Here is a 25,412-nt window from a genome sequence, read left to right on the forward strand (position 1 = left end):
CCCAAACGCCCGGCCACTCACGACCGGGCGCTCCGAGTCAGTGCGAATGCCGCGGCTCGCCACTCCGGGCGATTACCCGCAAATGCAACGTGGCCGGCTCCAGGCAGCCGCCGGTGGACAGCTGCCCGACCAGTTGCCGATAGAGTTCCTGCCAGGGCGTTTGCGAGGGCGGGATGCTCGGTGTCCATTCGCGACGGCGCCGTTCCATTTCGGCCTCGTCGACCAGCAGGTTGACGGTGCGGGTGTTCAGGTCCACTTGCAGCCGGTCGTTGGTTTGCAGCAGCGCCAGGCCGCCGCCCACCGCCGCTTCAGGGGACATGTTGAGGATCGACGGGCTCGCCGAGGTGCCGCTCTGGCGGCCGTCGCCCAGGCAGGGCAGGGAGTCGATACCGCGTTTGATCAACGCTGCGGGTGGCGCCATGTTCACCACCTCGGCGCTGCCCGGATAACCCACGGTGCCAACGCCGCGAATGACCAGGATGCAGCGCTCGTCGATGTCCAGCGCCGGGTCGTCGATCCGCGCGTGGTAATCCTCCGGCCCTTCGAACACGATCGCCCGGGCTTCGAAGCTGTTTTCGGCGCCGGGCTCGGACAGGTAGGTCTTGCGAAACGCCTCGCCGACCACCGACATCTTCATGATCGCGCTGTCGAAAAAATTGCCGCTGAGCACGATGAATCCGGCGCGATGCTTGAGCGGGGTATCAAACGGGTAGATGACATCGGCGTTGCTGGTCAGGCTGCTGCTGACGATTTCGCCAATCGATTTGCCGCTGACCGTGGCGCAGTCCTCGTGCAGGCGCCCGGCCTTTTGCAGTTCATGCATGACTGCCGGCACGCCACCGGCGCGGTGGAAGCCTTCGCCGAGGTACTTGCCGGCCGGCATGCAGTTGACCAGCAGCGGCACGTCTTCGCCAATCCGCTGCCAGTCGTCCAGGCTCAGTTCGACGCCCATGTGCCGGGCGATGGCAATCAGGTGCGGCGGGCAATTGCTCGATGCGCCGAGTGCCGAGGCGACGGCGATGGCGTTTTCGAACGCCTCTCGAGTCATGATCCGGGATGGGCGCACGTCCTGGCGCACCAGTTCGCAGATGCGCTTGCCGGTGGCGTAGGCCATCTGCCCGCGCTCGCGATAGGGCGCCGGAATGCTCGCGCAACCGGGCAGCGACATGCCCAGGGCTTCGGCCAGGGCGTTCATCGACAGCGCGGTACCCATGGTGTTGCAGTGGCCCACGGAGGGCGATGCCGCCGTGGTCATTTCCATGAAGCCTTCGTAGTCGATTTCGCCGGCGGCCATCAGGTTGCGTGCGTGCCAGAGCACGGTGCCGGAGCCGATCAGTTCGCCCTTGTGATGGCCGTCGAGCATCGGCCCGCCGGAGAGCACGATGGCCGGCAGGTCGGTGGTCGCCGCCGCCATCAGGCACGCCGGGGTGGTCTTGTCGCAGCCGGTGGTGAGCACCACGCCGTCCAACGGGTAGCCATGGAGGATTTCCACCAGGCCCAGGTAGGCCAGGTTGCGGTCCAGGGCGGCAGTGGGCCGGCGCGACTGTTCGGCGATCGGGTGCACCGGGAATTCCATCGGGATGCCGCCAGCATCGCGGATGCCGGCCTTGACCCGTTGCGCCAGCTCCAGGTGATGACGATTGCAGGGCGTCAGGTCGCTGCCGGTCTGGGCGATGCCGATGATCGGCCGGCCCGATTGCAGCTCTTCGCGAGTCATCCCGTAGTTCATGTAGCGCTCGACATACAGGGCGGTCATGTCCGCGTGAGCCGGGTCGTTGAACCACTGCTCGCTGCGCAGGCGGCGTTTTGGCGTGTCACTCATGATTCATTTCTCTCTTGTAATTGGATGAATCGACGATCTGTCGGGCTCAGCGATCGAGCAGCCCCCGCGCGGCGAGATTACGCAGCAAGGCGCCGACGCCGAAGGTCCAGGGCGCGGCCTCGCAGCTGTGAGTCACCTGATTATGCAAACAGCCGAGCAACGGGCTGCTGATACTGACCCGGTCGCCCAGTTTGTGGGTGAAACCGCTGCCGGCGTGGTCGCGATCCTCGGTGGGGGCGAACAGGGTACCGAGAAACAGCAGGAAGCCATCCGGGTATTGGTGGTTGGCGTTGAGTGTCTGGCCTGCGAGGTCCTGCGGGTCGCGGCTGATCTGGCTCATGGAGCTGCAGCCGTGCAGGCGGTAACCGTCTTCGCCGTGTACCTGCAGATCGACCTCGCAGGCCCGCACGTCGTCCAGGCTGAAGTGTTCATCGAACAGCCGAATGAACGGCCCGATGGCGCACGAGGCATTATTGTCCTTGGCCTTGCTCAGCAACAACGCGCTGCGGCCTTCGATGTCCCGCAGGTTGACGTCGTTGCCCAGGGTGGCGCCGTGGATCTGGCCGCGGCTATTCACCGCCAGCACCACTTCCGGTTCCGGGTTGTTCCATTGCGAGGCTGGATGAATGCCGATCTGGCTGCCGCTGCCGACGGCGGCCAGCACCGGCGCCTTGGTGAAGATTTCCGCGTCCGGTCCGATGCCGACCTCTAGGTACTGCGACCACATGCCCTGTTCGATAAGGAAGGCCTTGAGGCGCATGGCTTGCTCGGAGCCCGGGACGATCGAGCGCAGGTTGTCGCCAATGACGCTGTGCACCGTCGCGCGCACGGCTTCGGCCCGGGCCGCGTCACCGCCAGCCTGCTCCTCGATCACCCGCTCGATCATGCTCGCGGCGAAGGTCACGCCGGCGGCCTTGATCACTTGCAAGTCCAAGGGCGGCAACAGGAACGGCTTGGTCGGGTCAGCATGCATGCCGGTGTTGGCCAGCAGCGCGTCGACGCTGGCGATGAACGTGCCAGGCGTTTGCCTGACCGCTGTCAGCGGCGCGGGCGTTTCCAGCAAATCGCTCAACGTCGCGAAACGCTCCGACAGGTCGAACACTCCGTCGCTGCGCAGCACGATTGGCGAAGGCCCGGCGACCCGGCCAGGGACCCAGGCACGACCAATCAGGGTGCCGGCCAGGCCATCGACCGGCAGCGTGTTCTCGGGGGTAAGCATCAGCGACATGGGCAGTCTTCCTGGTTCGTAAAGCTTTCAAGCTAGGGCGCGCTGGTGATGAACTCCAATGAGATATATTCAGTATCTGATAACGTCCGGTTATTGCATCGTGAGGGTTGCCCATGTCCGATCTGTCCTTTTCCAGCTTCTGCGGCTGGCTCAAATTCCGCCATCTGCTGCTGATCGATACCTTGGGCCGCACCTGCAACATGCACCTGGCGGCCGAACAGATGAACCTCAGCCAGCCGGCGGTGAGCAAGATGCTCAAGGAAATCGAGAGCCTGCTCGGCTTCGCCCTGTTCGAGCGGCGTCCGCGCAGCATGCCGCCCACCGCGCTGGGCGAGCATGTGCTGCGCTACGCACAGATCGCTTTGAATGACGCGCGCTCGTTCGTCGAGCAGATCAGCAGCCTGCGGGAGGGCGGCCATGGTTATCTCAAGGTCGGCGGGATCTTTGCCGCGACCGCGGTGGCCCTGCCCGAGGCGATCCTGCAGATCAAGCAGCGCTGGCCGTTGTTGTCCATCGAGGTGGTAGAGCAGACCAGCAATCACCTGATGAAGATGCTGGAAGAGAAGAAGCTCGACCTGGCCGTGGCGCGGTTTACCGAGCAGAGCCAGCAGCAGCGCTACGACTTCCAGCCCCTGGCTCCGGAACCGTTCTGCATCGTCGTCAACGACCGGCATCCGCTGGCAGACGCCGGGCCGATATCGCTGCAGCAACTGGTGGACCTGCCATGGATTCTCTACCCGGTCGGCACGCCGATCCGCGCCCGCATGGAACTGGCGTTCGCCGAAGCGGGCGTGCGGATGCCGCGCAACACCATCGATACGATTTCCATGCAGACCTTCCTCCAGGTGCTGAAACGCGGCCCGATGATCGGCATGCTGCCCAATGCGATGGTTGATCCGCTGCTGGAAAGCGGCCAGCTCAAGACCCTCGATACCCCGTTGCACCTGGTGCCGCAGGATTACGGCATCCTCACGCGAAAGGACGAGCCGCTGGTGGGCGCGGCGCTGGAGTTTGCCGAGATCCTCAAGGACAACGCCCGCCAGAGTGGTTGACAGTGCCGCCGCCTTCGCGAGCAGGCTCGCTCCCACAGTGGATTTTCTACTGAGGTAAATCACAACCCCGGTGGGAGCGAGCCTGCTCGCGAAGACATGGGTCCAGCCAGCACCAAACCCCGTGGCGAGGGAGCTTGCTCCCGCTGGGCTACGCAGTAGCCCCTCGGATTCCGATAACAACTGGTTATCAACTAATCCAAAAATGCCATTGGGAAAGAATCGATCCGCGACAGTAGAGTCCTCGTTCAATCGCCGGATGAGCCGCTCATCCGACGTGACCCAATAACAACAATCAGGGGTTACCTCATGCAAACCATCTCCGAGCCGTTGCCTGCCCAGGCGCAAGCCGGCGAACTGGATTTCGAAGACCGGACCTACCGCAAGGTGATCTGGCGGATCCTGCCAGTGCTGCTGTTGTGCTACATGGCGGCATACCTCGATCGGGTCAATATCGGCTTCGCCAAGCTCGACATGCTCGCCGAGTTGCAATTCAGCAACACCGTGTACGCCTTGGGCGCCAGTATGTTTTTCTGGGGCTATTTCCTGTTCGAGGTCCCCAGCAACCTGTTGCTGCATCGTCTGGGCGCGCGGTTCTGGATCGCCCGGATCATGCTCAGTTGGGCGGTGATCTCCATGGCCGTGGCCTACACGGTGCCGCTGGCAGCGTTCTTCCACATCGAATCGAGCACGATGTTTTATGTGCTGCGTTTCCTGCTAGGCATCTGTGAAGCAGGCTTTTTCCCCGGCGTGATCCTCTACCTCAACTACTGGTTCCCGACCCACCGGCAGAGCCGGGTGATGTCCGGGTTCCTGCTGGCGTTGCCGGTCAGCCTGACACTGGGCGGGATCCTGTCCGGGTGGCTGATGAACAGCATGCAGGGCGTGCAAGGCATGTCCGGCTGGCAGTGGATGCTGATCATCGAGGGCATCCCTTCGATCATCATGGCCTTCGTGGTGATCGTCTGCCTGGCCGATAACATCGACAAGGCCAAGTGGCTGTCGGCAGCGGAAAAGGCCATGCTCAAGGCCAACCTGCAAACCGACAACCAGGGCAAGGCTTCGCGCTTGAGCGAAGTGTTCTTCAACCCTCGCGTCTGGTTGCTGGTGCTGATCCTGCTGACCTTCAACACCGGTTTCTACGGCCTGGCCTTCTGGATGCCCTCGATCATCAAGAGCACCGGCATCACCAATAGCCTGCACATCGGCTTGCTCACCGCCATTCCCTACTCGGTGGCAATCGTGGCGATGCTGCTCAATGCGCGGCACTCCAACCGCACCGGCGAACGGCGCCTGCACGCAGCCATCCCGGCATTCATTGGTGGCGCCGGGCTGATCCTCAGCGCGTTTTTCGCCGATAACCTGGTGCTGTCGGTGCTGTTCCTCAGCGTCTCCGCCTCGGGGATCCTCAGCCTGATGCCGATTTTCTGGACCTTGCCGGGCACTGTGCTGTCGGGCGTTGCCGCCGCAGCCGGGATCGGCATGATCAACGCGATCGGCAACCTGTCGGGCTTCACCGGTTCGATGATCACGGCCGTGGCGGAAACCCTGACGGGCAATATCAACAACGGTACGTACGTCCTGGCGCTGTGCCTGTTGGTCAGCGGCGGGTTGATCCTGGCCATCCCCGCCTCGATGCTCGGCAGGACGCCCAAGACCGCGCCCACGGCCGCGCAACTGGAGACCGCATGAACCTGCAAGGCAAGCGGGTGCTGGTGACGGCGGCGGGACAGGGCATCGGCCTGGCCAGCGCCGTGGCCTTCGCCCGGGCCGGCGCCGAGGTGTTCGCCAGTGACATCGATATTCGCGCGCTGGCGGGCATCGAGGGGGTCACGCCGATGCTCCTGGATGTCACCTCGGCCAGCGCCATCGACGCTGCCCGCGAGCGGATTGGCGGGTTGGACGTGCTTTTCAACTGCGCCGGCTACGTGCACAGCGGCACCATTCTCGATTGCGACGAAGCCGCCTGGGCGCGCTCGATGGACCTCAATGTCAGCGCCATGTATCGCATGATCCGCGCGTTTCTGCCGGGTATGCTGGCGCGTGGCGGCGGGTCGATCATCAACATGTCGTCGGTGGCGTCCAGTATCAAGGGCGTGCCCAATCGTTTCGCCTATGCTGCCAGCAAGGCGGCGGTAGTCGGTCTGACCAAGTCCGTCGCCATCGACTTCGTCAGCCAGGGTATCCGTTGCAATGCGATATGCCCCGGCACCGTCGACTCGCCTTCGCTGCGCCAGCGCATTGCCGACCAGGCGGCGCAGCAGGGGGTCGAGGAGGAACAGGTCTACCGGCAGTTTCTCGACCGCCAGCCCATGGGGCGCATCGGCAACACCGAGGAGGTCGCGCAACTGGCGCTGTACCTGGGCAGCGACGCATCTGCCTACACCACCGGGACGGTGCACGTCATTGACGGTGGCATGAGCCTCTGAATTTTCACTTGAGCAGGAGCACTTCATGAAACTGTTGCGTTACGGCGAAAAAGGTTCGGAAAAGCCCGGGCTGCTGGATGATGACAATCAGATCCGTGATCTGTCGGGCCACGTGCCAGACATCGCCGGGCAAGCCCTGGCTCCTGAAGGCCTGGCAAGACTCGCCGCCATCGACCCAGGCAGCCTGCCGGTCGTGGGCGGGCAGCCGCGGATCGGCGCGTGCGTCGGGCAAGTCGGCAAGTTCATCTGCATCGGCCTGAACTACGCCGACCATGCCGCCGAGTCGAACATGGAGGTGCCGAAGGAACCGATCATCTTCAACAAATGGACCAGCGCCATCTGCGGACCGAACGACGATGTCCAGATTCCCCGTGGCTCGCTCAAGACCGACTGGGAAGTCGAACTCGGCGTGGTCATTGGCAAGGGCGGGCGCTACATCGACGAAGCGAACGCCATGGAGCATGTCGCCGGTTATTGCGTCATCAACGATGTGTCGGAACGCGAGTGGCAACTCGAACGCGGCGGCACCTGGGACAAGGGCAAAGGCTTCGACACCTTCGGCCCGCTTGGACCCTGGCTGGTGACGAAGGACGAAATCGCCGATCCCCACGCGCTTGATCTGTGGCTGGAAGTCGACGGACATCGTTATCAGAACGGCAATACCCGGACGCTGATCTTCAGCGTGCCGCAACTGATTGCCTACCTGAGCCGGTGCATGAGCCTGCAGCCCGGCGACGTGATCTCGACCGGGACGCCACCGGGTGTCGGCCTGGGCATCAAGCCCAACCCGGTGTTCCTGCGCCCGGGCCAGACCATGCGCCTGGGCATTCAAGGTTTGGGTGAACAGCGTCAGGTGACGGTGCAGGCGGACTGATCACTGGCTTTACCGCCGTCTTCGCGAGCAGGCTCGCTCCCACAGAATCTCCGCCTCCCTGTGGGAGCGAGCCTGCTCGCGAAGACGCGGGTCCAGCCACACAGAATGGGAACTCTGGAGAGACTGTTCGCGCAATCAAAAATCGCCGAAGATGCGCGACCGTTTCAAGAGAAATGACGCCCTCCATGCGCGACGACTCCCACACGCAGTTCTTCCGCTTCCAGACCCCTGACCCAGCCATCGGTCCGCGTGAGCAGGCACCGATGCTTGCGCAGGAGCTGGCCTGGGCGCGTGACCGTGCGTCCATGCATGACTTCAGTTGGTTGGTCGTACTGCTGCCGCCATTGAGCATGGGCCCGGTGCTGCCGGGCGTGGTGTTCCTGGCGGGCCTGGGCCTGGTCCAGAAGTTGTTCGCCCCGGACCTGGACGTTGATCGGATCGTCGGCGACTCCTTGGGCTGGCTGGCGCTGGCGACGCTGCTTTTCGTGGCGGCGTGGATACTGTCCAATTACCTGCGCGATTCGCGCGACCCGACCAAGCACTATTGGCAATCGATGCCCGATCAAGGGCTGGTCGAGCTTGAGCGTCACACGCTGATCTCGGCCATCAGCCTGTGGGCCAACGACTTTGATCCCGATTGCAGCAGCCTGATGTTATGGAAAAACGACAAGCTGGTGCGGGTGCAAAGCTCCGGCGTGTCGCAGTGGATCCTGGCGATGACCACGGCCGGCCATTGGCTGGTGCTCAAGGAGGAATTCCCCGGTGATTTCTGCTACCGACGGGTAGGGCAGATGCCCGCGCCGGAGAAGCAGATGCAACCCCGGCAGCAACTGGCGATTGCCTTCGCTCCCGGCACCCAGTTGGCGCTTGGCCGGCGTTTCGACGGTGCGCCTTTGCCAATGACGCAGACGTCTTACTGGATGTCTGCCGATGAGATCAAGCGACTCGCGCAGATTGCCCATCACTGGATGTTTTTCCCGCCGGACCGTTATGCGGTGGTCAATGACAGGGACGCCGGCTGGGTACGACGCCTGGCGGACAAAGCCCTGGCCAGCGTCGAGAGCCAGGCTGTGCCACAGGGCAATTAGCGTAGCCAGCCTCAACGCGTTTTGCTGCGCGCGACCCGCTTCATCACCACCACGAAAAACACCGGGACAAACACCACCGCCAGCGTGGCGCTGATCATCCCGCCGATCACGCCGGTACCAATCGCCTGCTGGCTCGCCGAGCTGGCCCCGGTGGCGATCGCCAACGGGACCACGCCGAGGATGAACGCCAGTGAGGTCATGATGATCGGCCGCAGGCGCAGGCGCGCGGCCTGGAGCGTGGCGTCGAGCAGGTCATGGCCATCGTCGTAGAGGCTCTTGGCGAATTCGATGATCAGGATGGCGTTCTTCGCTGACAGACCGATGATGGTAATCAGGCCGATCTTGAAGAACACATCGTTGGGCATGCCACGCAACGAAACAGCCATTACGGCGCCGAGCACGCCCAGCGGTACCACCAGCAACACCGAGGTCGGGATCGACCAGCTCTCGTACAGTGCCGCCAGGCACAGGAACACCACCAGCAGCGACAGGCCCAGCAGGATCGGTGCCTGGCTGCCGGACAAGCGCTCCTGCAAGGACAGGCCGGTCCATTCCTGACCCATGCCCTTGGGCCCCTGGGCCACCAGCCGTTCGATCTCGGCCATGGCTTGCCCGGTGCTGTAGCCCGGCGCCGGTTCTCCGGAAATACTCACCGCCGGATAGCCGTTGTAGCGAGTCAACTGTGCCGGCCCCTGGGTCCAGCGCGCCTGGACAAACGCCGACAACGGCACCATCTTCCCGCTGCTGTTGCGTACGTGAATCTTCAGCAGGTCCTCGACCTGGCTGCGCTGGTCACCCTCGGCCTGGACCACCACCCGCTGCATGCGGCCCTGGTTCGGGAAGTCATTGATGTAGGCTGAGCCCACCGCCGTGGACAACACACTGCCGACGTCGGCAAAGGAGATGCCCAAGGCATTCGCCTGTTTCCGATCCACTTCCAGTTGCACCTGCGGCGCTTCCGCCAGGGCGCTTTCGCGCACATTCATCAGCACCGGGCTTTTATCCGCGGCGGCGAGCAGATCGCTGCGGGCCTGCATCAGCGTGGCGTGGCCGAGGCCGCCGCGGTCCTGCAAGCGGAACTCGAAACCGCTGGAGGTGCCGAGACCGTCCACCGGCGGTGGCAGCACGGAAAACACCATGGCGTCCTTGATTCCACCGAAGGCCTGGTTGGCGCGATCGGCGATGGCCGCCGCCGAATCGTCGCCACCGCGCTGCGACCAGTCTTTCAGCGTGGTAAATGCCAGGGCCGCATTCTGCCCGCTGCCGGAGAAACTGAAACCGAGGATGACCGTGCTGTCGCCGACCCCAGGCTCGCCGGCATTGTGCGCCTCGATCTGCTCCACCACCTGAACCGTACGATTCTTGCTGGCACCCGGCGGCAGCTGGATGTCGGTGATGGTGTAGCCCTGGTCTTCCACCGGCAGGAACGAGGAGGGCAGGCGACTGAACAGCAGGCCCATGCCCACCAGCAGCACGCCATAGATCAGCAGATAGCGGCCGCTGCGTTTCATCGCGTAGGCGACCCAACCCTGGTAGCGGTTGCCGAACCGGTCGAAGCCACGGTTGAACCAGCCAAAAAAACCGCCCTTTGCGTGGTGATCGGCTTGGGTGATCGGTTTGAGCAAGGTCGCGCAAAGCGCCGGGGTCAAGGTCAGCGCTAGAAAGGCCGAGAACAGGATCGACGTCGCCATCGACAGCGAGAACTGCTGGTAGATCACGCCCACCGAACCCTGCATGAACGCCATCGGAATGAACACCGCCACCAGCACCAGGGTGATGCCGATGATCGCCCCGGTGATCTGGCCCATGGCCTTGCGCGTCGCTTCCTTGGGTGACAGGCCTTCCTCGGCCATGATCCGCTCGACGTTTTCCACCACCACGATGGCATCGTCCACCAGGATGCCGATGGCCAGCACCATGCCGAACATGGTCAGTACGTTGATCGAGAACCCCAGCGCGAGCATGGTCGCGAAGGTGCCCATCAGCGCCACCGGCACGACGAGGGTGGGGATCAGCGTGTAGCGGATGTTCTGCAGGAACAGGAACATCACCGCGAACACCAGCAGCATCGCCTCGCCGAGGGTATAGACCACCTTGGTGATCGAGACCTTGACGAACGGCGACGTGTCGTAGGGAATCTTGTACTCCACGCCGGCCGGAAAGTAGCGCGACAGCTCGTCCATTTTCGCTCGAACGAGGGTGGCGGTGTTCAGCGCGTTGGCGCCCGGCGACAGCTGCACGGCTACGGCGGTGGAGGGTTTGCCGTTCAGGCGCGTGGAGAACTGATATTCCTGGCTGCCGATTTCCACCCGTGCGACATCGGCGATGCGCACCGTGGAACCGTCGGGGTTGGCCTTGAGCACAATGTCGGCAAATTCCTGCGGGGTCGAGAGCTGGCCCTTGACGACGATGGTCGCGGTGATTTCCTGGGTGCTGCGGCTCGGCAGGTCGCCGAGGCTGCCGGCCGAGACTTGGGCGTTCTGCGCCACGATGGCAGCGTTGACGTCGGCCGGGGTCAGGTTGAAACCCAGCAACTTCTGCGGGTCGATCCAGATCCGCATGGCTCGCTCGGCACCGTACAGCTGGGCCTTGCCGACACCGTCGAGGCGCTTGATCTCGTTCATCACGTTGCGCGCCAGGTAATCGCTGAGCGCCACGTCGTCGAGCTTGCCGTCGCTGGAGGTGAGGGTGATCAGCAGCAGGAAGCCGGCGGAAACCTTATCCACCTGCAAGCCCTGCTGGGTAACCGCCTGCGGCAGGCGCGACTCCACGGCCTTGAGGCGGTTCTGCACGTCGACCTGGGCCAGTTCCGGGTTCGTCCCCGGTTGAAAGGTCGCGGTGATCGTCGCGCTACCGAGACTGCTCTGGGATTCGAAATACAACAGGTTGTCGGCGCCGTTGAGCTCCTCCTCGATCAGGCTGACCACGCTTTCGTCCACCGTCTGCGCCGAAGCGCCCGGGTACACCGCGTAGATCTCGATTTGCGGCGGAGCCACGACCGGGTACTGCGCCACCGGCAGTTGCGGAATGGCCAGGATCCCGGCCAGCAGGATGAACAGCGCGACGACCCAGGCGAAGACGGGGCGGTCGATGAAAAAATGCGGCATGGCTTAGTGTCCTGCCTGTGGCCCGGGAACCTGGGCGAGGGGGAGAGGGGCGTCGTCGACCCGGACCTGTTCACCGGGGCGGGCATGCTGCAGGCCTTCGACGACGATGCGATCGCCCGGCTTCAAGCCTTGCGTGACGATCCAGCGATCGTTCTGCGCCGCGCCCAGTTGCACCGGTTGCTGACTGATCTTCTGCTCGGCGTCCAGCAGCAGCACCTGCGCGACGCCGGCGCTGTCGCGCAGGATCGCCCGTTGCGGCACGGTGATTCCCTGGCGGTTGACCGCCTGTTCCAGGCGTACGCGAATGAAGCTGCCGGGCAGCAGATCGAGGTCGGGGTTGGGGAACTCGCTGCGCAGGGTGATCTGGCCGGTGCTCGGGTCGACGCTGAGGTCGGTGAACAGCAACTTGCCCGGCAGCGGATAAGGGCTGCCGTCGTCCTCGATCAAGGTGGCCTTGGCCTGGCCCTGGCCGACGGCTTGCAGCTGCCCCGCACGGAACGCGCGACGCAGCTCGTTGAGTTCGCGGGTCGATTGGGTGAGGTCGGCGTGGATCGGGTCTAACTGCTGGATCAGCGCCAGTGGCGTGCTTTCGTTCTGCCCCACCAGCGCGCCTTCCGTCACCAGGGCCCGGCCGATGCGCCCGGAAATCGGTGCGGTCACCGTGGCGTAGCCCAGGTTCAGCTTCGCCCGTTCAACGGCCGCCTTGTTGGCGGCGACGTCGGCTGCGGTCTGGCGCACGGCGGCCCGGGCATTGTCATATTCCTGGCCGCTGATCGCCTGGTCATCGATCAACTGGGCATAACGCTGCGCCTGCAACCGGGCCTGGAATGCATTGGCCTCGGCCTTGCGCAACGCCGCCTCGGCGCTGTCCAGGTCGGCCTTGAACGGCGCCGGGTCGATGCGAAACAACACGTCGCCCTGCTTGACGTCGCGGCCTTCTCGAAACACTCGCTGCAAGACCACGCCGGCTACCCGTGCACGGACCTCGGCCACCCGTGGCGCGGCGATACGGCCACTCAGTTCGTTGCTGATCGACAGTGGCCCGGCCTGGACGGTCTCGATACGCACGCTTGCCAGCGGCGCCGATTCTTCCGGGGTCGAGGCGCCGTCGCAGCCGCTCAGCAACGCCCCGACCAACAGGCCCAGTGTGACGAAAGGAATCTTGGACATGGTGCTTCCCCAATATTGAACCGCCCATGGTAGGGACCGGAGCCAAGGTCAGGGGTGAAGCTTTGTAGGCGCTCTGTGAAATTGTGTAACCGCGCTAGATCCGAAAGTGCTCCACCAACTGCTGTTGATGGTTGGCCATGGCATGCAGCGAGTGGCTAGCCTCGGAGGCTTCGTGCATCTGGCCGCTCAAGGTTTCGCTGATGCCGCGAATGCCGCTCACCCGATGGCTGATGTCTTCCACCACCGAGCTTTGCTCCAGGGCTGCGCTGGCGATCTGCTGGTTCATCTGTTCGATCACTTCCACGGCCCGGGTGATACGTTGCAGTGCCCCGTGGGTCTGCTCGACCTGGACCACGCTGCCCCTGGCCAGCTCGCGGCTCGACTGGGTGCTGTGCACCACGTCCTGGCTCAGTTGCTGCAACGCTTCGATCACCGTGCGTATCTGCTCGACCGAGTTCTGCGTGTTGCTCGCCAGATGCCGGACTTCGTCAGCCACCACCGCGAAGCCGCGCCCCTGTTCGCCGGCGCGGGCCGCTTCGATAGCGGCATTCAAGGCCAGCAGGTTGGTTTGCTGGGCAATTGCACAGATGACGTCGAGCACCTGGTTGATCTGCTGGCTGTTGTCCGCCAGTACTCTGACCTGCCCAAGCGTTGCCTCCAGCCGCTGGTCCAGGGCATCGATGCTGTTGACGGCATTGGCGAACATTTCCTGCCCCGATCGACTGGCATTTTCGGCCACCGTTGCGGCATCGGCGGCCTGGTGGGAATGGCGGGCAACTTCCTGGGCGCTGGCGCTCATTTCATGCAAAGCCGTCGCCGCCAGTTCTACCTCGCGGTATTGCTGCTGCATGCCCGCGCTGACTTCGCGGGCAACCCGCGCCGAGGTGTCGGCCGTCTCCCGGGTATCGAGGGAGGCTTGCTGGATATCCCGGATGATCGGTTGCAGTTTGTCGAGAAAACGATTGAAGCCGTCGGCCAGTCGGCCCAGTTCATCGTGCCGCGTGTTCGGCAGCCGCTGGGTGAGGTCACCGTCGCCTTCGACAATCGCATCGAGCATATGCGCCACCCTCAGCAGTGGCCGGGTCACGCCGTAAGCGCTGAGCCAGACAAGCAACAGGCCCAGTCCGGCGCAGAGCAACCCGAGGCTGAGGTTGAACCCGTTGGACTGGCGCTGCTTGTCGTCCAGTTGCGCCTGCATGTGCAGGGCGGGCGCCTGCACCAGTGCTTCCGGCACGCGTATCTGCAATTGCCAGGGATTGTTGGCCGGAGCGGTTTGCACCGTTTGCTGCACATCGACCGAAGCGCCCGCCACGGCGCCGCTGTGGCCGGCAATCTGCCCGGAGGGGGAGAGAATACTGATCTCGCTGTGGCCGGGGTACAAGTCATCGGCAAGGCTGGCGGCGAGTTGCTGAAGGGTATCCAGGCTGATGTCCATGCCGAAGATACCGATGACTTTGCCCTCGTCCAGCAGCGGTATGGAAATGCTGCTCATCAGGGTCTTGCGGCCTTCGACTTCGATCGCGTAGGGCTCTGTCACGCATGTGCGCCCCTGGGTCTGCGGGCAGATGTACCAGGCGTTTGCCGGCTCGCTGCCCGGTGGCGCGGTGTTGGCGCTGATCTGGGCTTCGCTGAGCACTTCTTGCACCAGATGGCCGGGTTGGCTTTGTGACCAGTACAGGGCAAAGCGGCCGTTTTCATTGCCGGCCAGGTCGCGCTGCCCGGCGAAACCGGCGTCTGGACCGATCAGCGCGTCGGGAAGCAGCACCACGTAGAAACCGAGGACTTTTTCGCGCTTCGCAAGGGCCTGACGGGTTGCGGCGATCAGGTCCTGGCGCAGTTGCCCCGGGGTCAGTCGCCCGTGCAATGCCTGGGTGCGCAGTTGAAGCACTTGTTGGGCAAAACCTTCGCCATAAATCGCTGTTTCGCTGAAAAAACGCTCCACGCGCTGACCGTGCGCCAGAGCCTGTGCCCGCAGGCCTTCCAAGGCCGATTGCCCTAGCAACTGGCTGCTTTGCTGCTTCAGCAGCGTCGCGCCTTGCTGGTTCTGGTACAGCGAGGCAGCGGTCAATGCCCCGACCACGGCGAGCAGGCACAGACCGCTCAACAGCGTGATCCGCCATTGGATAGAGAGACGAGCGAAGAACATGCTGAGGTTTCCTGCGCTTGGGGATTTTTATTGTTTTGGGCTCCGCGTCGTTTGACCGGTGGGCAACGTTATCTTGCGCCAGGAAACGCCTGCCGGTTATCCCGAATCGGCAGCCGTTGTGCGTCGTCATCGGGCCAATACGCGTCACTCAAGAGCACGCTGAATTTGTAGTGAGGGGATTTATCCCCGCTGGGCTGCGAAGCGGCCCCAAACCAGGCCGCTCTGTGTACCAGGAAGATTGATTTCACTGCTTCAGGGCTGCTTCGCAGCCCAACGGGGATGAATCCCCTCGCCACAGGTCCGCCATGTCCCCGGACCAAACAGGCTGAGCAGTTTTGGGGCGTCGCTTCGGATGCTGCCGTTTTGGGATAGCGCAGGGTTCTGGCGAGGGCATAGCATCGATTCCAGCGTACAACCAGAACAATAAGCTTTTGGCGAACGGCGCCGTTGGCCGTCCCGATCCCGCAACACTGCCTCATACAATAAGGTCAAGAACAATGAGCGTATCTTTCCCGATCAATGGCTCGACGGAGTTGAAGCGCGGCGCCCTGGGTGTCGGCTTCATCATCTTCTTTGTGATTTCGGCGGCGAGCCCCCTGAGCGTGATCGCCGGTGGCTTTCCCATCGGCATCATGCTCGGCAACGGCGCCGGTACGCCCGCGCTGCTGCTTCTGGCGTTGTTGGTGTTGCTGGCCTTTTCGGCGGGATACACCGCCATGTCCCGGCACATGACCAATGCGGGGGGCTTCTACGCCTTTACCTCCCGTGGCCTCGGTGGGTTGGCGGGCGGGGCGGCAGGCGTGTTGGCGATGTTTGCCTACAACATTCTCCAGGTCGGCCTGTACGGGATGTTCGGCGGTGTGGTCAGTGGCACGATGGCCAGCATGTTCGGCCTGGAATTGCCGTGGTGGGCTTATTCGCTGCTGGCGATGGCGAGCGTGGCGATTCTCGGCTATCGCAAGATCGACCTGTCGGCCCGTGTGTTGTCGGTAGTGGTCATTGCCGAATACCTGGCGATCCTGACGCTGGACTTCGCCATGCTCAAGTCCGGTGGCGACAGTGGCATCAACCTCGATTCGTTTGACCGCAGCCACGTATTCAGCGGCACGCCTTCGATCGGCCTGTTGTTCTGTTTTGCCGCCTTCATCGGCTTCGAGGCCACGACCATCTACGGCGAGGAGGCGAGGAACCCGCAGCGCACGATTCCCATTGCCACCTACGCGTCGGTGCTGTTGATCGGTGGTTTTTATGCGCTGTCGGTCTGGGCCATGGTCATCGGCGTCGGGGCCGACAAGATCGTCCCGACCCTGCAGGCGCTGCAGGATCCGACCACGTTCATCTACGGCCTGTCCGATCATTTTGTCGGCCCGCAGCTGACCCAGGTCATCCGCGTGCTGTTCATGGTCAGCATCTACGCCGGGCTGCTGGCGTTCCACAATGCCGCGGCGCGTTACTTCTACGCCATCGGCCGGGACGGGCTGCTGCATAGCCGGTTGGGGACGACCCATCGCGTACACCAGAGCCCACACATGGGCTCGGTCCTGCAAAGCCTGATTGCCGCGGTGGTGGTGCTGATTTTCGCCGCGCTGGACGCCGACCCGATCCTGCAACTGTTCGCCTGGTTCTCCAACCTGGCCACCCTCTGCGTCATCCTGCTCATGGCGCTCACTTCGGCTGCGGTGCTGGTCTATTTCCGCAAACACCCGGAACTGAAACTCGGGCTGTGGCGCGGTCGGATCCTTCCCGGCTTTTCATGCCTGGCGTTACTCGCGGTGCTAGTCCTTGCCGTGCTGCATTTCGATGTGCTGACCGGCGCCAGCCAGCTCTTGTCCTACGGCCTGTGCGCCGTCATTCCCGTCGCGCTGATCGTCGGTGTGTTCCTCGCCGCCCGACTGCGCAAGGTCGCGCCCGAGCGATACAGCGCACTGGGTAGCCACAAGCTCTAGGGCGCCAACCCGGCAACGCCAATCACCCAGAAAACCCGTTCGCTGCCGTTCCGCACGGTCCGGCAGTGCGTGAAAGGAAGGTTCCATGCACGATTATCAAATGCTCATCAATGGGCTCCCGGTCAACGGTGAAAATGGCCACTTCGATGTGCTCAATCCGGCCACCGGTACCGCGTTCGCCCGTTGCCCGGCCGGTTCCCTGGCCCAGTTGGACCTTGCTGTCGAAGCGGCCCAGTCGGCCTTTATCGAATGGCGACACAGCAGCCACGAAGACCGCCGCCGACGTTTGCTGGATATCGCCGATGATATCGAGCAGGAGGCCGACGCATTGGCCCGGCTCATCGTCCTGGAGCAGGGCAAGCCGCTGGCGCTGGCGTTCTCCGAAGTCATGGGCGCGGCGGCCTGGACCCGCTATGCCGGCGAGCAGCAGATTCCCGTCGAACTGGTGGAAGAGACCCCGACCCAGCGCATCGAGCTGCATCGCAAACCCTTGGGCGTGGTGGCCTCGATCACACCGTGGAACTGGCCGTTCATGATCGCCGTCTGGCACATCATGCCGGCGTTGCGGGCCGGCAACTGCGTGATCAGCAAGCCTTCAAGCCTGACACCCTTGAGCACCCTGCGCCTGGTGGAAATCATCGCCGGTCATGTGCCTCATGGCGTGATCAATGTGGTGACCGGTGAACAAGGTTTCGGCAGCGCGATCACTGCCCACGCCGGCATCCAAAAGATTGTCTTCACCGGCTCGACCGCCACCGGCCAGAGTGTGATGCGCGGCGCCGCCGCCAACCTCAAACGCCTGACCCTGGAGCTGGGCGGCAACGATGCTGCGATCGTGCTGCCCGGCACGCCGGTCGAGGCGGTGGCCGAGGATATTTTCCAGGCCGCCTTCCTCAACATGGGCCAGACCTGCGCCGCCCTCAAGCGTCTGTACGTCCATCAATCCCAATACGAGGCCTTTGCCGATGCGTTGACGCGCATTGCGGCGCGCCAGGTAGTGGGCGATGGCCTGGAGCCCGAGGTGACCTTCGGCCCGGTGCAGAACGCTGAACAATTGGCGCTGGTGGAGGCGCTGGTAGCCGACGCCCGTGGCCATGGCGCGCGGGTGCTGTGTGGCGGTGCGCGACTGGACCGGCCGGGCTTCTTCTACCCGCCAACCCTGGTCGCCGACGTCACCGATGGCCATCGCCTGGTGGACGAGGAACAGTTTGGCCCGGTGTTGCCATTGATCGCCTATCAGGACGTCGAGGATGTCCTGCGCCGCGCCAATGCCGGCGACATGGGCTTGGGTGGCTCGGTCTGGGGCAGCGATATCGAGCAGGCCCAGGCGTTGGCCAGTCGTCTTGAAAGCGGCGTGGCCTGGGTCAACTGCCACGCGCAGATCCAGCCGAATACGCCGTTTGGCGGCAGCAAGATGTCCGGGTTCGGCGTCGAGTTCGGCCTTGAGGGGTTGCTGGAATTCACCGGCCAGCAACTGCTGTACGTACGCAAGCGTGAAACACAGTGAGGACTGCAACCATGTACGAGCACTACAAGACAGCGCAAAAGAAATTCTGGCATCCGATGAGTTCATCGGCCCCCGCGAACCGCTCGAAGACATTGGTCATTGCCCGGGGCGACGGCAACTACATCACCGACATCGAAGGCCATCGCATGCTCGACGGTGTCGGCGGGTTGTGGAACGTGAACGTTGGCCATAACCGTGCTTCGGTGAAGGCGGCCATTGCCGCGCAGATGGATGAACTGGCGTATTACCAGACCTTCGACGGCATCGCGCATCCTCGGGTGTTTGATTTGGCCGAGCGGCTGACGTCGATGTTTGCCGAGGAAAACATGGAGCGGGTGCTGTTCAGTTCCGGCGGTTCCGACGCAGTCGAGACCGCGTTGAAAATGGCCCGCCAATACTGGATCGCCAGCGGCGAACCCGGACGCACGCGCTTCCTGTCGTTGCGCAACGGTTACCACGGCGTGCACATGGGCGGCACCTCGGTGGGTGGCAACGGCGTCTATCACTACAACCATGGGCCGCTGTTGGCCGGCTGCCATTTGCTCGACACGCCCTGGCTGTACCGCAACCCCTGGGACTGCCGCGACCCGCAGGAGCTCACCGCCCACTGCATTCGTCAGTTGGAGGACCAGATCGCGTTGCTCGGTGCGCAGACCATCGCCGCGCTGATCGCCGAGCCAGTGCAGGGCGCCGGCGGCGTGATCGTCCCGCCTGCCAACTACTGGAAGAGCCTGCGCGAGGTGTGCGATCGCCACGGCATCCTGCTGATCGCCGATGAAGTGGTGACCGGTTTCGGCCGCACCGGCTGCATGCTCGGCAGTCGTGGCTGGGGCGTCTCGCCAGACGTACTGTGCCTGGCCAAGGGCATCACGGCCGGCTACGTGCCCATGGGCGCTACCGTGTTCAACCGGCGCATCGTCGAGGCGATCGAGAACGGGCCGGGTTTCAGCAGCGTGATCATGCATGGCTACACCTACAGCGGACACCCGACCGCTTGCGCCGCGGCTTTGGCGGTGCTGGACATCGTCGAGGCCGAAGATTTGCCGCGCAACGCCGGCAAGGTCGGCGCCCAGTTGCTGGAGCAACTGCAACCGTTGGCTGAGCGTCACGCGGTGGTCGGCGAAGCACGCGGCAAGGGCTTGATGATCGCTCTCGACCTGGTGGCGGACAAGGCCACCCGTGAACCGCTGGACCCGGCCACCGGGCTGGCCTCGCGCATCGCCGAGCATGCGCGCCGCGCCGGCGTGCTGGTGCGCCCGATCGGCAACAAGATCGTCCTCTCGCCGCCGCTAACCCTCACCTCCGATGAGGCCGGCTTGATGGTCGACGCGCTGGATGACGCGCTCGCCAACTGCCGCTGACCCGGTCCACCGGCGTAGCGTGCTGCGCCGGCTCCCCAAATAAAAAAACAGCCTGCAAAGGCGCACCACAAGGAGCTCAGCCATGCGGTCCCTAGCGCGTATGGAATTTTTCGGCAGTGGTCTTGCCTGCACGCTGGCGCTCTGCGCCGCGAGCCAGGTCCAGGCCTATGAGCTGTATGCCGATGACGACACGCACCTCAACGCCGACATGCTCGCGGTGTTCGGCCATTTCAACAGCCGCAAGAATTACGACGGCAGGTCCGGCGGTTCGACTTGGCGTGAGGGCTTCATCAAGTATGGATTAAGCGGCGACCAGGGTCTTGCCGGTCATGGCACCGCCTACGGCGCGTTCAATCTGGTCAGTTCGGCCACCTGGGGCGATGGCGATGCGGCCGGCAATACGCTGGGCAGCGAGCGCACGACGAAGATCGAAGACGTTTACCTGGGCTGGCGCTCCGCCGACCTGTTCCCGGTGCTGGGACGGGACGGTATCGATATCTCCGGCGGCCGCCAGGTGGTCAAGCTGGGCCGGGGATTCCTGATCAACGATGACGGGCCCAACCTGGGCAAAGGCCCGGCGGACGGACGTTTGAACCGTGGTGGCGCCTATTACCTGGCCGCCCGGCATGCGTTCGACCAAACCGCCGTGTTGCGCCTGGGCGGGCAGGATGGGCTGCACGGCAGTGTGCTGTGGCTCAAGTCCGACAACCGCGCCCAGGCCGAAACCGAACTGGCCGCCGGCACGCTGGACTACACCACCCAGGCCGGTACGCTGGGGCTGACCTGGGTGCATGGCATGGACGTGAACGACCGCTGGGCCAGTGATTTCCAGCGCCAGCGCAAGGGCATGGACGTCTACAGTGTTCGCGGCGAGGGCGATGCCGGCATTGAGAACGCCAGCCTGGCCTTCGAATACGCCTGGCAAGACAAGGACGCCGGCCCGCAGAGCGCCTGGTACGCCGAGGCCGGCTACACCTTTGCCGATATCGCCTGGACGCCGAAGCTGACCTACCGCTACACCCGTTATTCGCAAAAATGGGACTCGCTGTTCACCGGCCAGAGCACCGGTTACGGCACCTGGTTCCAGGGCGAAGTCGCGGGGAACTATGCCGGCCCGTTCAACAGTAATACCGGCATCCACCATCTAGGCCTGACCGCCAGGCCATTGGAGAACCTGACCCTCGGTGCGTTGTACTTCGACTTCAACACGGTGCGTAAGGACAACGCCGTGAACCTGGATGCCCGGGAGCTGGACCTGTACGCCGAGTGGGCGGTGAACGAGCATCTGATCATCACGCCGCTGGTAGGCCTCTACAAGCCGGATCGGGATGCGACGACAGGGGGCAATCAAGTGGCGGGCAATGGCACCAATGTTTATAGCCAGGTGACGGTGGCAGTGCCGTTTTGAGTTTTGGAGATGCTTGCAAAACCCTATGGCGAGGGGATTTATCCCCGCTGGGTTGCGAAGCAGCCCCATACAGCCAACTCAATCTGTCTGATACACCGAGTTGCTTGGCTTCAGGACTGCTGCGCAGCCCAACGGGGATGAATCCCCTCGCCACATGGAGCTGTTTCACTTGAGCCCCGGCCTTTAGCCGACAGCGGGCGGATTTTGCATCCGTTCGGCAATCCGCCGGGTGGTGTCCATGACCATTTCAATCACGGTTTCCTGGCGCAGCAGCTTGAAACTTTGGGTGCTGCCGACGGCCGAAAGGCTGCCCACCACTTCATCGAGCCCGGGATTGATGATCGGCGCCGCGATACCGGTCAGCCCTTGATTGAGCTCATCGTGCGTCAGGCAATAGCCGTCCTTGCGGATCTTTTTTGTCGCCTTGGAAAAGCCCGCCCAGTCGTAGGTGTTCGCAGGGTCGTTGGCCAGGTGCTCGTCGAACAGCCGCTGCAGCCGCCGACCTTTCTGGAAGGCAATCAATACCTTGGATTGGGCACCGCGAAAAAACGGCAGCGGGTGGCCGCGGCCGAATGAGAACTGGTAGGTGTCATTCGGGTCGGCGATGTAGGTATTGATGATGTGACCGTCATAAAAAACGCTGGCGAACACGGCGAGGCCGGTCTGTTCGGACAGCTCATGCATCAGCTCGCGCCCGGCGACGAGGATCGGGTCGTACTGACGCATCATCCAGTCAAGCTCGATGATGCGCGGCCCCAGGCCGTAGCTGCCGGCATCCACCCGGGTCAACAGGCCCGCGTCACACAAGTCCTTGACGTAACGGTACACGGTCGCCCGCGACAGGCCCATGCGTTCGGCAATGGTATCGGGGTCGATCTTCAGTCGATCCGGGCCGAAGAGGTCCAGGACGCTCAGCATTTTGCTCAGGCTGCTCATTTCGCTCCTAAAGGGGGAGTGGCGCGTAGGTGGCCGTTTGGGTGAGCACTATAGGTAGGCGCGTCGCTGATGAAAAGCCTGCGAGGTCGTCCATGCGTGCGCTGCCAAGGTAACCCAATACCTGAGAAATACAAGTCTCAAGACCGACGTTTAAGCTCGATAAAATCACTTAAATCTCAAAATACGAGTTTTTCGTTAAAAAATAACTTGTTTTGTCGTTTTTCATGTGTGTAAATCTCAGCCACTGCAAACGCTCGATGAAGAGGGCTGGAAATGAATGGTGCGCAACTGATAGTGAAGGCGGCGGTGGCAAGCGGTATCGAGTACTGCTTCGCCAACCCCGGGACGACCGAGATTCCCCTGGTAGCGGCCATGGCCAGCGCGCCAGCCCTCAAGCCGGTGTTGTCGTTGTTCGAAGGGGTATGCACCGGTGCCGGCGATGGTTACGGCCGGATTGCCGGCAAGCCGGCGATGACCCTGACCCACCTCGGGCCGGGTTTTGCCAATGGCATCGCCAACCTGCACAACGCCCGTCGCGCCAACACGCCGATCGTCAACGTCATCGGCGACCACGCCTCATGGCACGTCAATTACGATCCGCCGCTGGCGAGTGATATCCAGGCGTTGGCCGGGAGCGTATCCGGCTGGGTGCGCACCTCGCGCACGGCAGCGGGCATTGGCGAAGATTTCCAGGAAGCGGTGCGCGCCGCCTGGCAAGCCAAGGGCCAGATCGCCAGCCTGATCCTGCCGATGGATCTGCAAGCCAGCCCGGTGCAGCGGGAAAAAGCCTTCAGCTCTTTGCAGGCCCCGGTCCGGCGCTTTGCCGGTGATCGGGTCGAAGCAGTAGCGCGGGCGCTGCGTGACGGTCGGCGGCTGGTGTTCATCGTTGGCGACCAGGGCCTCTCGGTCGCTGGCCTGGAAGCGGCGGGGCGCCTGGCCCGGTTGGCCGGCGTGCGGATGTTCGCCGAAACCTTCCCGCGCTTGAGCTATCGCGGCGGTGGCCTGCCGGACCTGGATCGCCTGCCTTATTTTCCCGAAGTGGCCATCGAAATCCTCGACCAATACGACGCCGTGGTCTGCGCCGGCGTCCCCGAGCCCATCAGCTATTTCGGCTACGAAGGCATTGCGTCGCGGCTGGCGGAGCGTGAGCGGCTGTTGTGTCTGGCCGAGGTGGGCGACGACGTTGCCGGAGCGCTAACCGCACTGGCCGATGCGCTTGAGGCGCCGGCGCATATACCTACGCCGATCGGGATCGAGCTGCCCGCCGCCGAGGCTGAACTGACGCCTCAGTCGGTCGGGCAGGTGCTGGCCGCGTCGCTGCCGGACGACAGTATCGTTTCCGTCGAAGGCGGCACGTGCGGTTATCCGTTTTTCACCGCCTCGGCCCATGCCGCGCGGCATCGCGTATTGACCAATACCGGCGGCGCCATCGGCCAGGGGATTCCGGTGGGATTCGGCGCCGCCATGGCCGAGCGGGGCAACAAGGTGTTCTGCCTGCAATCGGACGGCAGCGCCCAGTACACCATCCAGACGTTATGGAGCATCGCCCGCGAACAATTGCCGGTGGTGATCCTGATCGCGGCCAACCATCGCTACGCGATCCTGCAGAACGAACTGCGCCGCTTCGGCATGACCGAGCTGGGCCCCGAGGCCTTGAGCCTGACGGTGCTGGACCGTCCACGCATCGACTGGAAAGCCCTGGCCAGAGGCTACGGCATGCCGGCCAGCACGGTGCATACCAATGGCGAGTTGCAGCGCGCCCTGGCAAACGCCAAGGCCGACGGCGGCCCGTGCCTGATCGAAATGGCGCTGTGAAGGAGCGGATATGAGCCAGATCCAATTGTTACCTGCCGTGGAGCAGTTCCTGTCGCAGCCGGGGCGCCTGTTCATTGGCGGCACCTGGCAGGACGCCGCCGGCGGCCGCCAGTTCGCCGTGGAAAACCCGGCCACCGAACAGACCCTGGCCGAAGTGGCCGAAGGCGCTGAGCGGGACGTCGACGCCGCCGTCGCTGCCGCCCGCGCAGCCTTCACCGGCAGTTGGGCGCAGCAGTCGCCGGCCCAGCGGGGCTTGTTGCTGTTTCGTCTGGCGGAGCTGCTCGATCAGCATCGCGAAGAGCTGGCGCAACTGATCACCCTGGAAAACGGCAAGCCGATTGCCACGGCCCGTGGAGAAGCGGCGAGCGCGGCCAACATCATTCGCTACTTCGCCGGCTGGCCGACCAAGATCGAAGGCAGCACGCTGCCAGTGTCGCCCGCCAGCGGCGCACCGATGCTCAACTACACCCTGCGCGAACCGGTGGGCGTCTGCGCATTGATCGTGCCGTGGAACTTCCCCCTGACCATGTGCGTGTGGAAGCTCGGCCCGGTATTGGCGACCGGTTGTGTCGCGGTGCTCAAGCCCGCCGAGCAGACGCCGCTGGTTGCGATTCGCCTGGTGCAGTTGATCGAGGCCGCCGGCTTCCCGGCCGGCGTCGTCAACCTGCTCACCGGCCTCGGTGCCCAGACCGGTGCACCGCTGGCCGGGCATCCGGACGTCGACAAGATCGCCTTCACCGGCTCGACCCAGGTCGGCCGGCTGATCGCCCAGGCGGCCACCGGCAACATGAAGAAGGTCTCCCTGGAACTGGGTGGCAAGTCGCCGAACATCATCTTGCCGGACGCCGATATCGTCCGCGCCGCCAAGGGTGCCGCCGACGGCATCTTCTACAACCAGGGCCAGGTCTGCACCGCCGGCTCGCGTCTCTACGTACACGCCAGCGTCCTCGACCATGTGCTTGAAGAACTCCAGCGCCACGCGGCCGCGCATGTCCTCGGGCCAGGCCTGGATCCGGCCAGCAGCATGGGCCCGCTGGTCTCGGCCCGGCAATTGGGCACGGTCCGTGGCTACCTGCAACGGGGCCAGGAGGAGGGTGCCGAACTGATCTGCGGCGGCGACCGGCCGGCCCACCTGGAGCAGGGCCACTTCATTCGCCCCAGCGTGTTTCTTGACCGTGCCGAGCGCGCCTGCGTCGCCCGGGAAGAAATCTTCGGCCCGGTGCTGACCGTCATGAGCTGGACCGAAATCGATGAACTGGTGCTGCGCGCCAACGACTCGCCGTACGGGCTGGCGGCCGGTCTCTGGACCCGTGACCTGCGTTCCGCCCATCGCGTGGCCGCGCAGTTGAAGGCCGGATCGGTGTGGATCAACTGCTGGAACGTCGTCGACCCGGCGTCGCCCTTCGGTGGCTATAAGCAATCCGGTTGGGGACGGGAAATGAGCAAGAACGTGATCGATGCGTACACCGAAACCAAAAGTGTCTTTGTCGATCTGGCCTGAGCGAATAATCACAAGAGGAACTGTT

Annotated in this window: 17 protein-coding genes and 1 pseudogene; 11 read left to right on the forward strand and 7 right to left on the reverse strand. The window is 63.7% G+C overall.

The genetic code is table 11. The features are described from left to right. Window positions 1-37: 37 nt before the first annotated feature. Both J3P86_RS11730 and J3P86_RS11735 read right to left on the reverse strand, forming a co-directional pair. Window positions 38-1,822, reverse strand: coding sequence for an IlvD/Edd family dehydratase (locus tag J3P86_RS11730; RefSeq protein ID WP_434700350.1), 1,785 nt, complete (start codon window positions 1,820-1,822; stop codon window positions 38-40). Between the two features lie 46 nt (window positions 1,823-1,868). Beyond that, window positions 1,869-3,050: a fumarylacetoacetate hydrolase family protein gene (locus J3P86_RS11735; protein WP_434624168.1), complete on the reverse strand. Its 1,182-nt coding sequence runs from the start codon at window positions 3,048-3,050 to the stop codon at window positions 1,869-1,871. Window positions 3,051-3,163: 113 nt separating this feature from the next. On the opposite strand from J3P86_RS11735, the gene J3P86_RS11740 reads away from it, so the two are divergent. The 5 genes from J3P86_RS11740 (at window position 3,164) to J3P86_RS11760 (ending at window position 8,490) form a co-directional block, all read left to right on the forward strand. Beyond that, the gene (locus J3P86_RS11740) at window positions 3,164-4,102 is read left to right on the forward strand and encodes a LysR family transcriptional regulator (RefSeq protein ID WP_305495087.1); all 939 of its coding nucleotides are present in this window, start codon (window positions 3,164-3,166) and stop codon (window positions 4,100-4,102) included. 306 nt (window positions 4,103-4,408) lie between these two features. Continuing rightward, the gene (locus J3P86_RS11745; RefSeq protein ID WP_434624165.1) at window positions 4,409-5,791 is read left to right on the forward strand and encodes an MFS transporter; all 1,383 of its coding nucleotides are present in this window, start codon (window positions 4,409-4,411) and stop codon (window positions 5,789-5,791) included. Then, entirely contained in the window at window positions 5,788-6,528 is a 741-nt protein-coding gene (locus tag J3P86_RS11750; protein WP_434700352.1) for an SDR family oxidoreductase, read from the forward strand. The genes J3P86_RS11745 and J3P86_RS11750 overlap by 4 nt, the downstream gene beginning before the upstream one ends. A 25-nt stretch (window positions 6,529-6,553) precedes the next feature. Continuing rightward, window positions 6,554-7,402 carry an ureidoglycolate lyase gene (locus tag J3P86_RS11755; RefSeq protein WP_434700354.1) on the forward strand — a complete coding sequence of 283 codons (849 nt, stop codon included), beginning with the start codon at window positions 6,554-6,556 and terminating at the stop codon, window positions 7,400-7,402. 185 nt (window positions 7,403-7,587) lie between these two features. Next, window positions 7,588-8,490: a hypothetical protein gene (locus J3P86_RS11760; protein WP_434700355.1), complete on the forward strand. Its 903-nt coding sequence runs from the start codon at window positions 7,588-7,590 to the stop codon at window positions 8,488-8,490. A gap of 11 nt (window positions 8,491-8,501) precedes the next feature. On the opposite strand, the gene J3P86_RS11765 is transcribed toward J3P86_RS11760, so the two are convergent. The 4 genes and pseudogenes from J3P86_RS11765 to J3P86_RS11780 form a co-directional block, all read right to left on the reverse strand. Further along, window positions 8,502-11,597 (reverse strand): multidrug efflux RND transporter permease subunit, encoded by a 3,096-nt coding sequence (locus tag J3P86_RS11765; protein WP_434700357.1) that lies wholly within the window; start codon window positions 11,595-11,597, stop codon window positions 8,502-8,504. A gap of 3 nt (window positions 11,598-11,600) precedes the next feature. Next, on the reverse strand, window positions 11,601-12,767 hold the full coding sequence (locus J3P86_RS11770; RefSeq protein ID WP_434700359.1) for an efflux RND transporter periplasmic adaptor subunit: 1,167 nt from the start codon (window positions 12,765-12,767) through the stop codon (window positions 11,601-11,603). Window positions 12,768-12,861: 94 nt separating this feature from the next. Further along, on the reverse strand, window positions 12,862-13,617 hold the full coding sequence (locus tag J3P86_RS11775) for a methyl-accepting chemotaxis protein (RefSeq protein WP_434700633.1): 756 nt from the start codon (window positions 13,615-13,617) through the stop codon (window positions 12,862-12,864). A gap of 150 nt (window positions 13,618-13,767) precedes the next feature. Further along, window positions 13,768-14,913, reverse strand: a pseudogene (locus J3P86_RS11780) (PDC sensor domain-containing protein); the annotation flags it as partial. Between the two features lie 497 nt (window positions 14,914-15,410). Here J3P86_RS11780 and J3P86_RS11785 point away from each other — a divergent pair. From J3P86_RS11785 to J3P86_RS11800, 4 genes are all read left to right on the forward strand, one after another. Next, window positions 15,411-16,859 (forward strand): APC family permease, encoded by a 1,449-nt coding sequence (locus J3P86_RS11785; protein ID WP_434624152.1) that lies wholly within the window; start codon window positions 15,411-15,413, stop codon window positions 16,857-16,859. Between the two features lie 85 nt (window positions 16,860-16,944). Continuing rightward, window positions 16,945-18,366 (forward strand): aldehyde dehydrogenase family protein, encoded by a 1,422-nt coding sequence (locus J3P86_RS11790; protein WP_434700361.1) that lies wholly within the window; start codon window positions 16,945-16,947, stop codon window positions 18,364-18,366. Between the two features lie 11 nt (window positions 18,367-18,377). After that, window positions 18,378-19,727 carry an aminotransferase class III-fold pyridoxal phosphate-dependent enzyme gene (locus J3P86_RS11795; RefSeq protein WP_434624148.1) on the forward strand — a complete coding sequence of 450 codons (1,350 nt, stop codon included), beginning with the start codon at window positions 18,378-18,380 and terminating at the stop codon, window positions 19,725-19,727. A gap of 82 nt (window positions 19,728-19,809) precedes the next feature. After that, window positions 19,810-21,135, forward strand: coding sequence for a hypothetical protein (locus J3P86_RS11800; protein WP_434700362.1), 1,326 nt, complete (start codon window positions 19,810-19,812; stop codon window positions 21,133-21,135). A gap of 183 nt (window positions 21,136-21,318) precedes the next feature. Here the strand turns inward: J3P86_RS11800 and J3P86_RS11805 are convergent, their stop codons facing one another. Then, window positions 21,319-22,071 carry an IclR family transcriptional regulator gene (locus tag J3P86_RS11805; protein WP_434700364.1) on the reverse strand — a complete coding sequence of 251 codons (753 nt, stop codon included), beginning with the start codon at window positions 22,069-22,071 and terminating at the stop codon, window positions 21,319-21,321. 273 nt (window positions 22,072-22,344) lie between these two features. Here J3P86_RS11805 and J3P86_RS11810 point away from each other — a divergent pair, with 273 nt between their 5' ends. Together J3P86_RS11810 and J3P86_RS11815 are read left to right on the forward strand one after the other, a co-directional pair. Continuing rightward, window positions 22,345-23,886 carry an acetolactate synthase large subunit gene (locus tag J3P86_RS11810; protein ID WP_434700365.1) on the forward strand — a complete coding sequence of 514 codons (1,542 nt, stop codon included), beginning with the start codon at window positions 22,345-22,347 and terminating at the stop codon, window positions 23,884-23,886. Window positions 23,887-23,896: 10 nt separating this feature from the next. Beyond that, a complete protein-coding gene (locus J3P86_RS11815; RefSeq protein ID WP_434700366.1) occupies window positions 23,897-25,387 on the forward strand; it encodes an aldehyde dehydrogenase family protein in 1,491 nt (496 codons plus the stop codon). Window positions 25,388-25,412: the final 25 nt, after the last annotated feature.

The sequence above is a fragment of the Pseudomonas sp. D1-1 genome, assembly GCF_051132225.1.
Lineage (GTDB): Bacteria > Pseudomonadota > Gammaproteobacteria > Pseudomonadales > Pseudomonadaceae > Aquipseudomonas.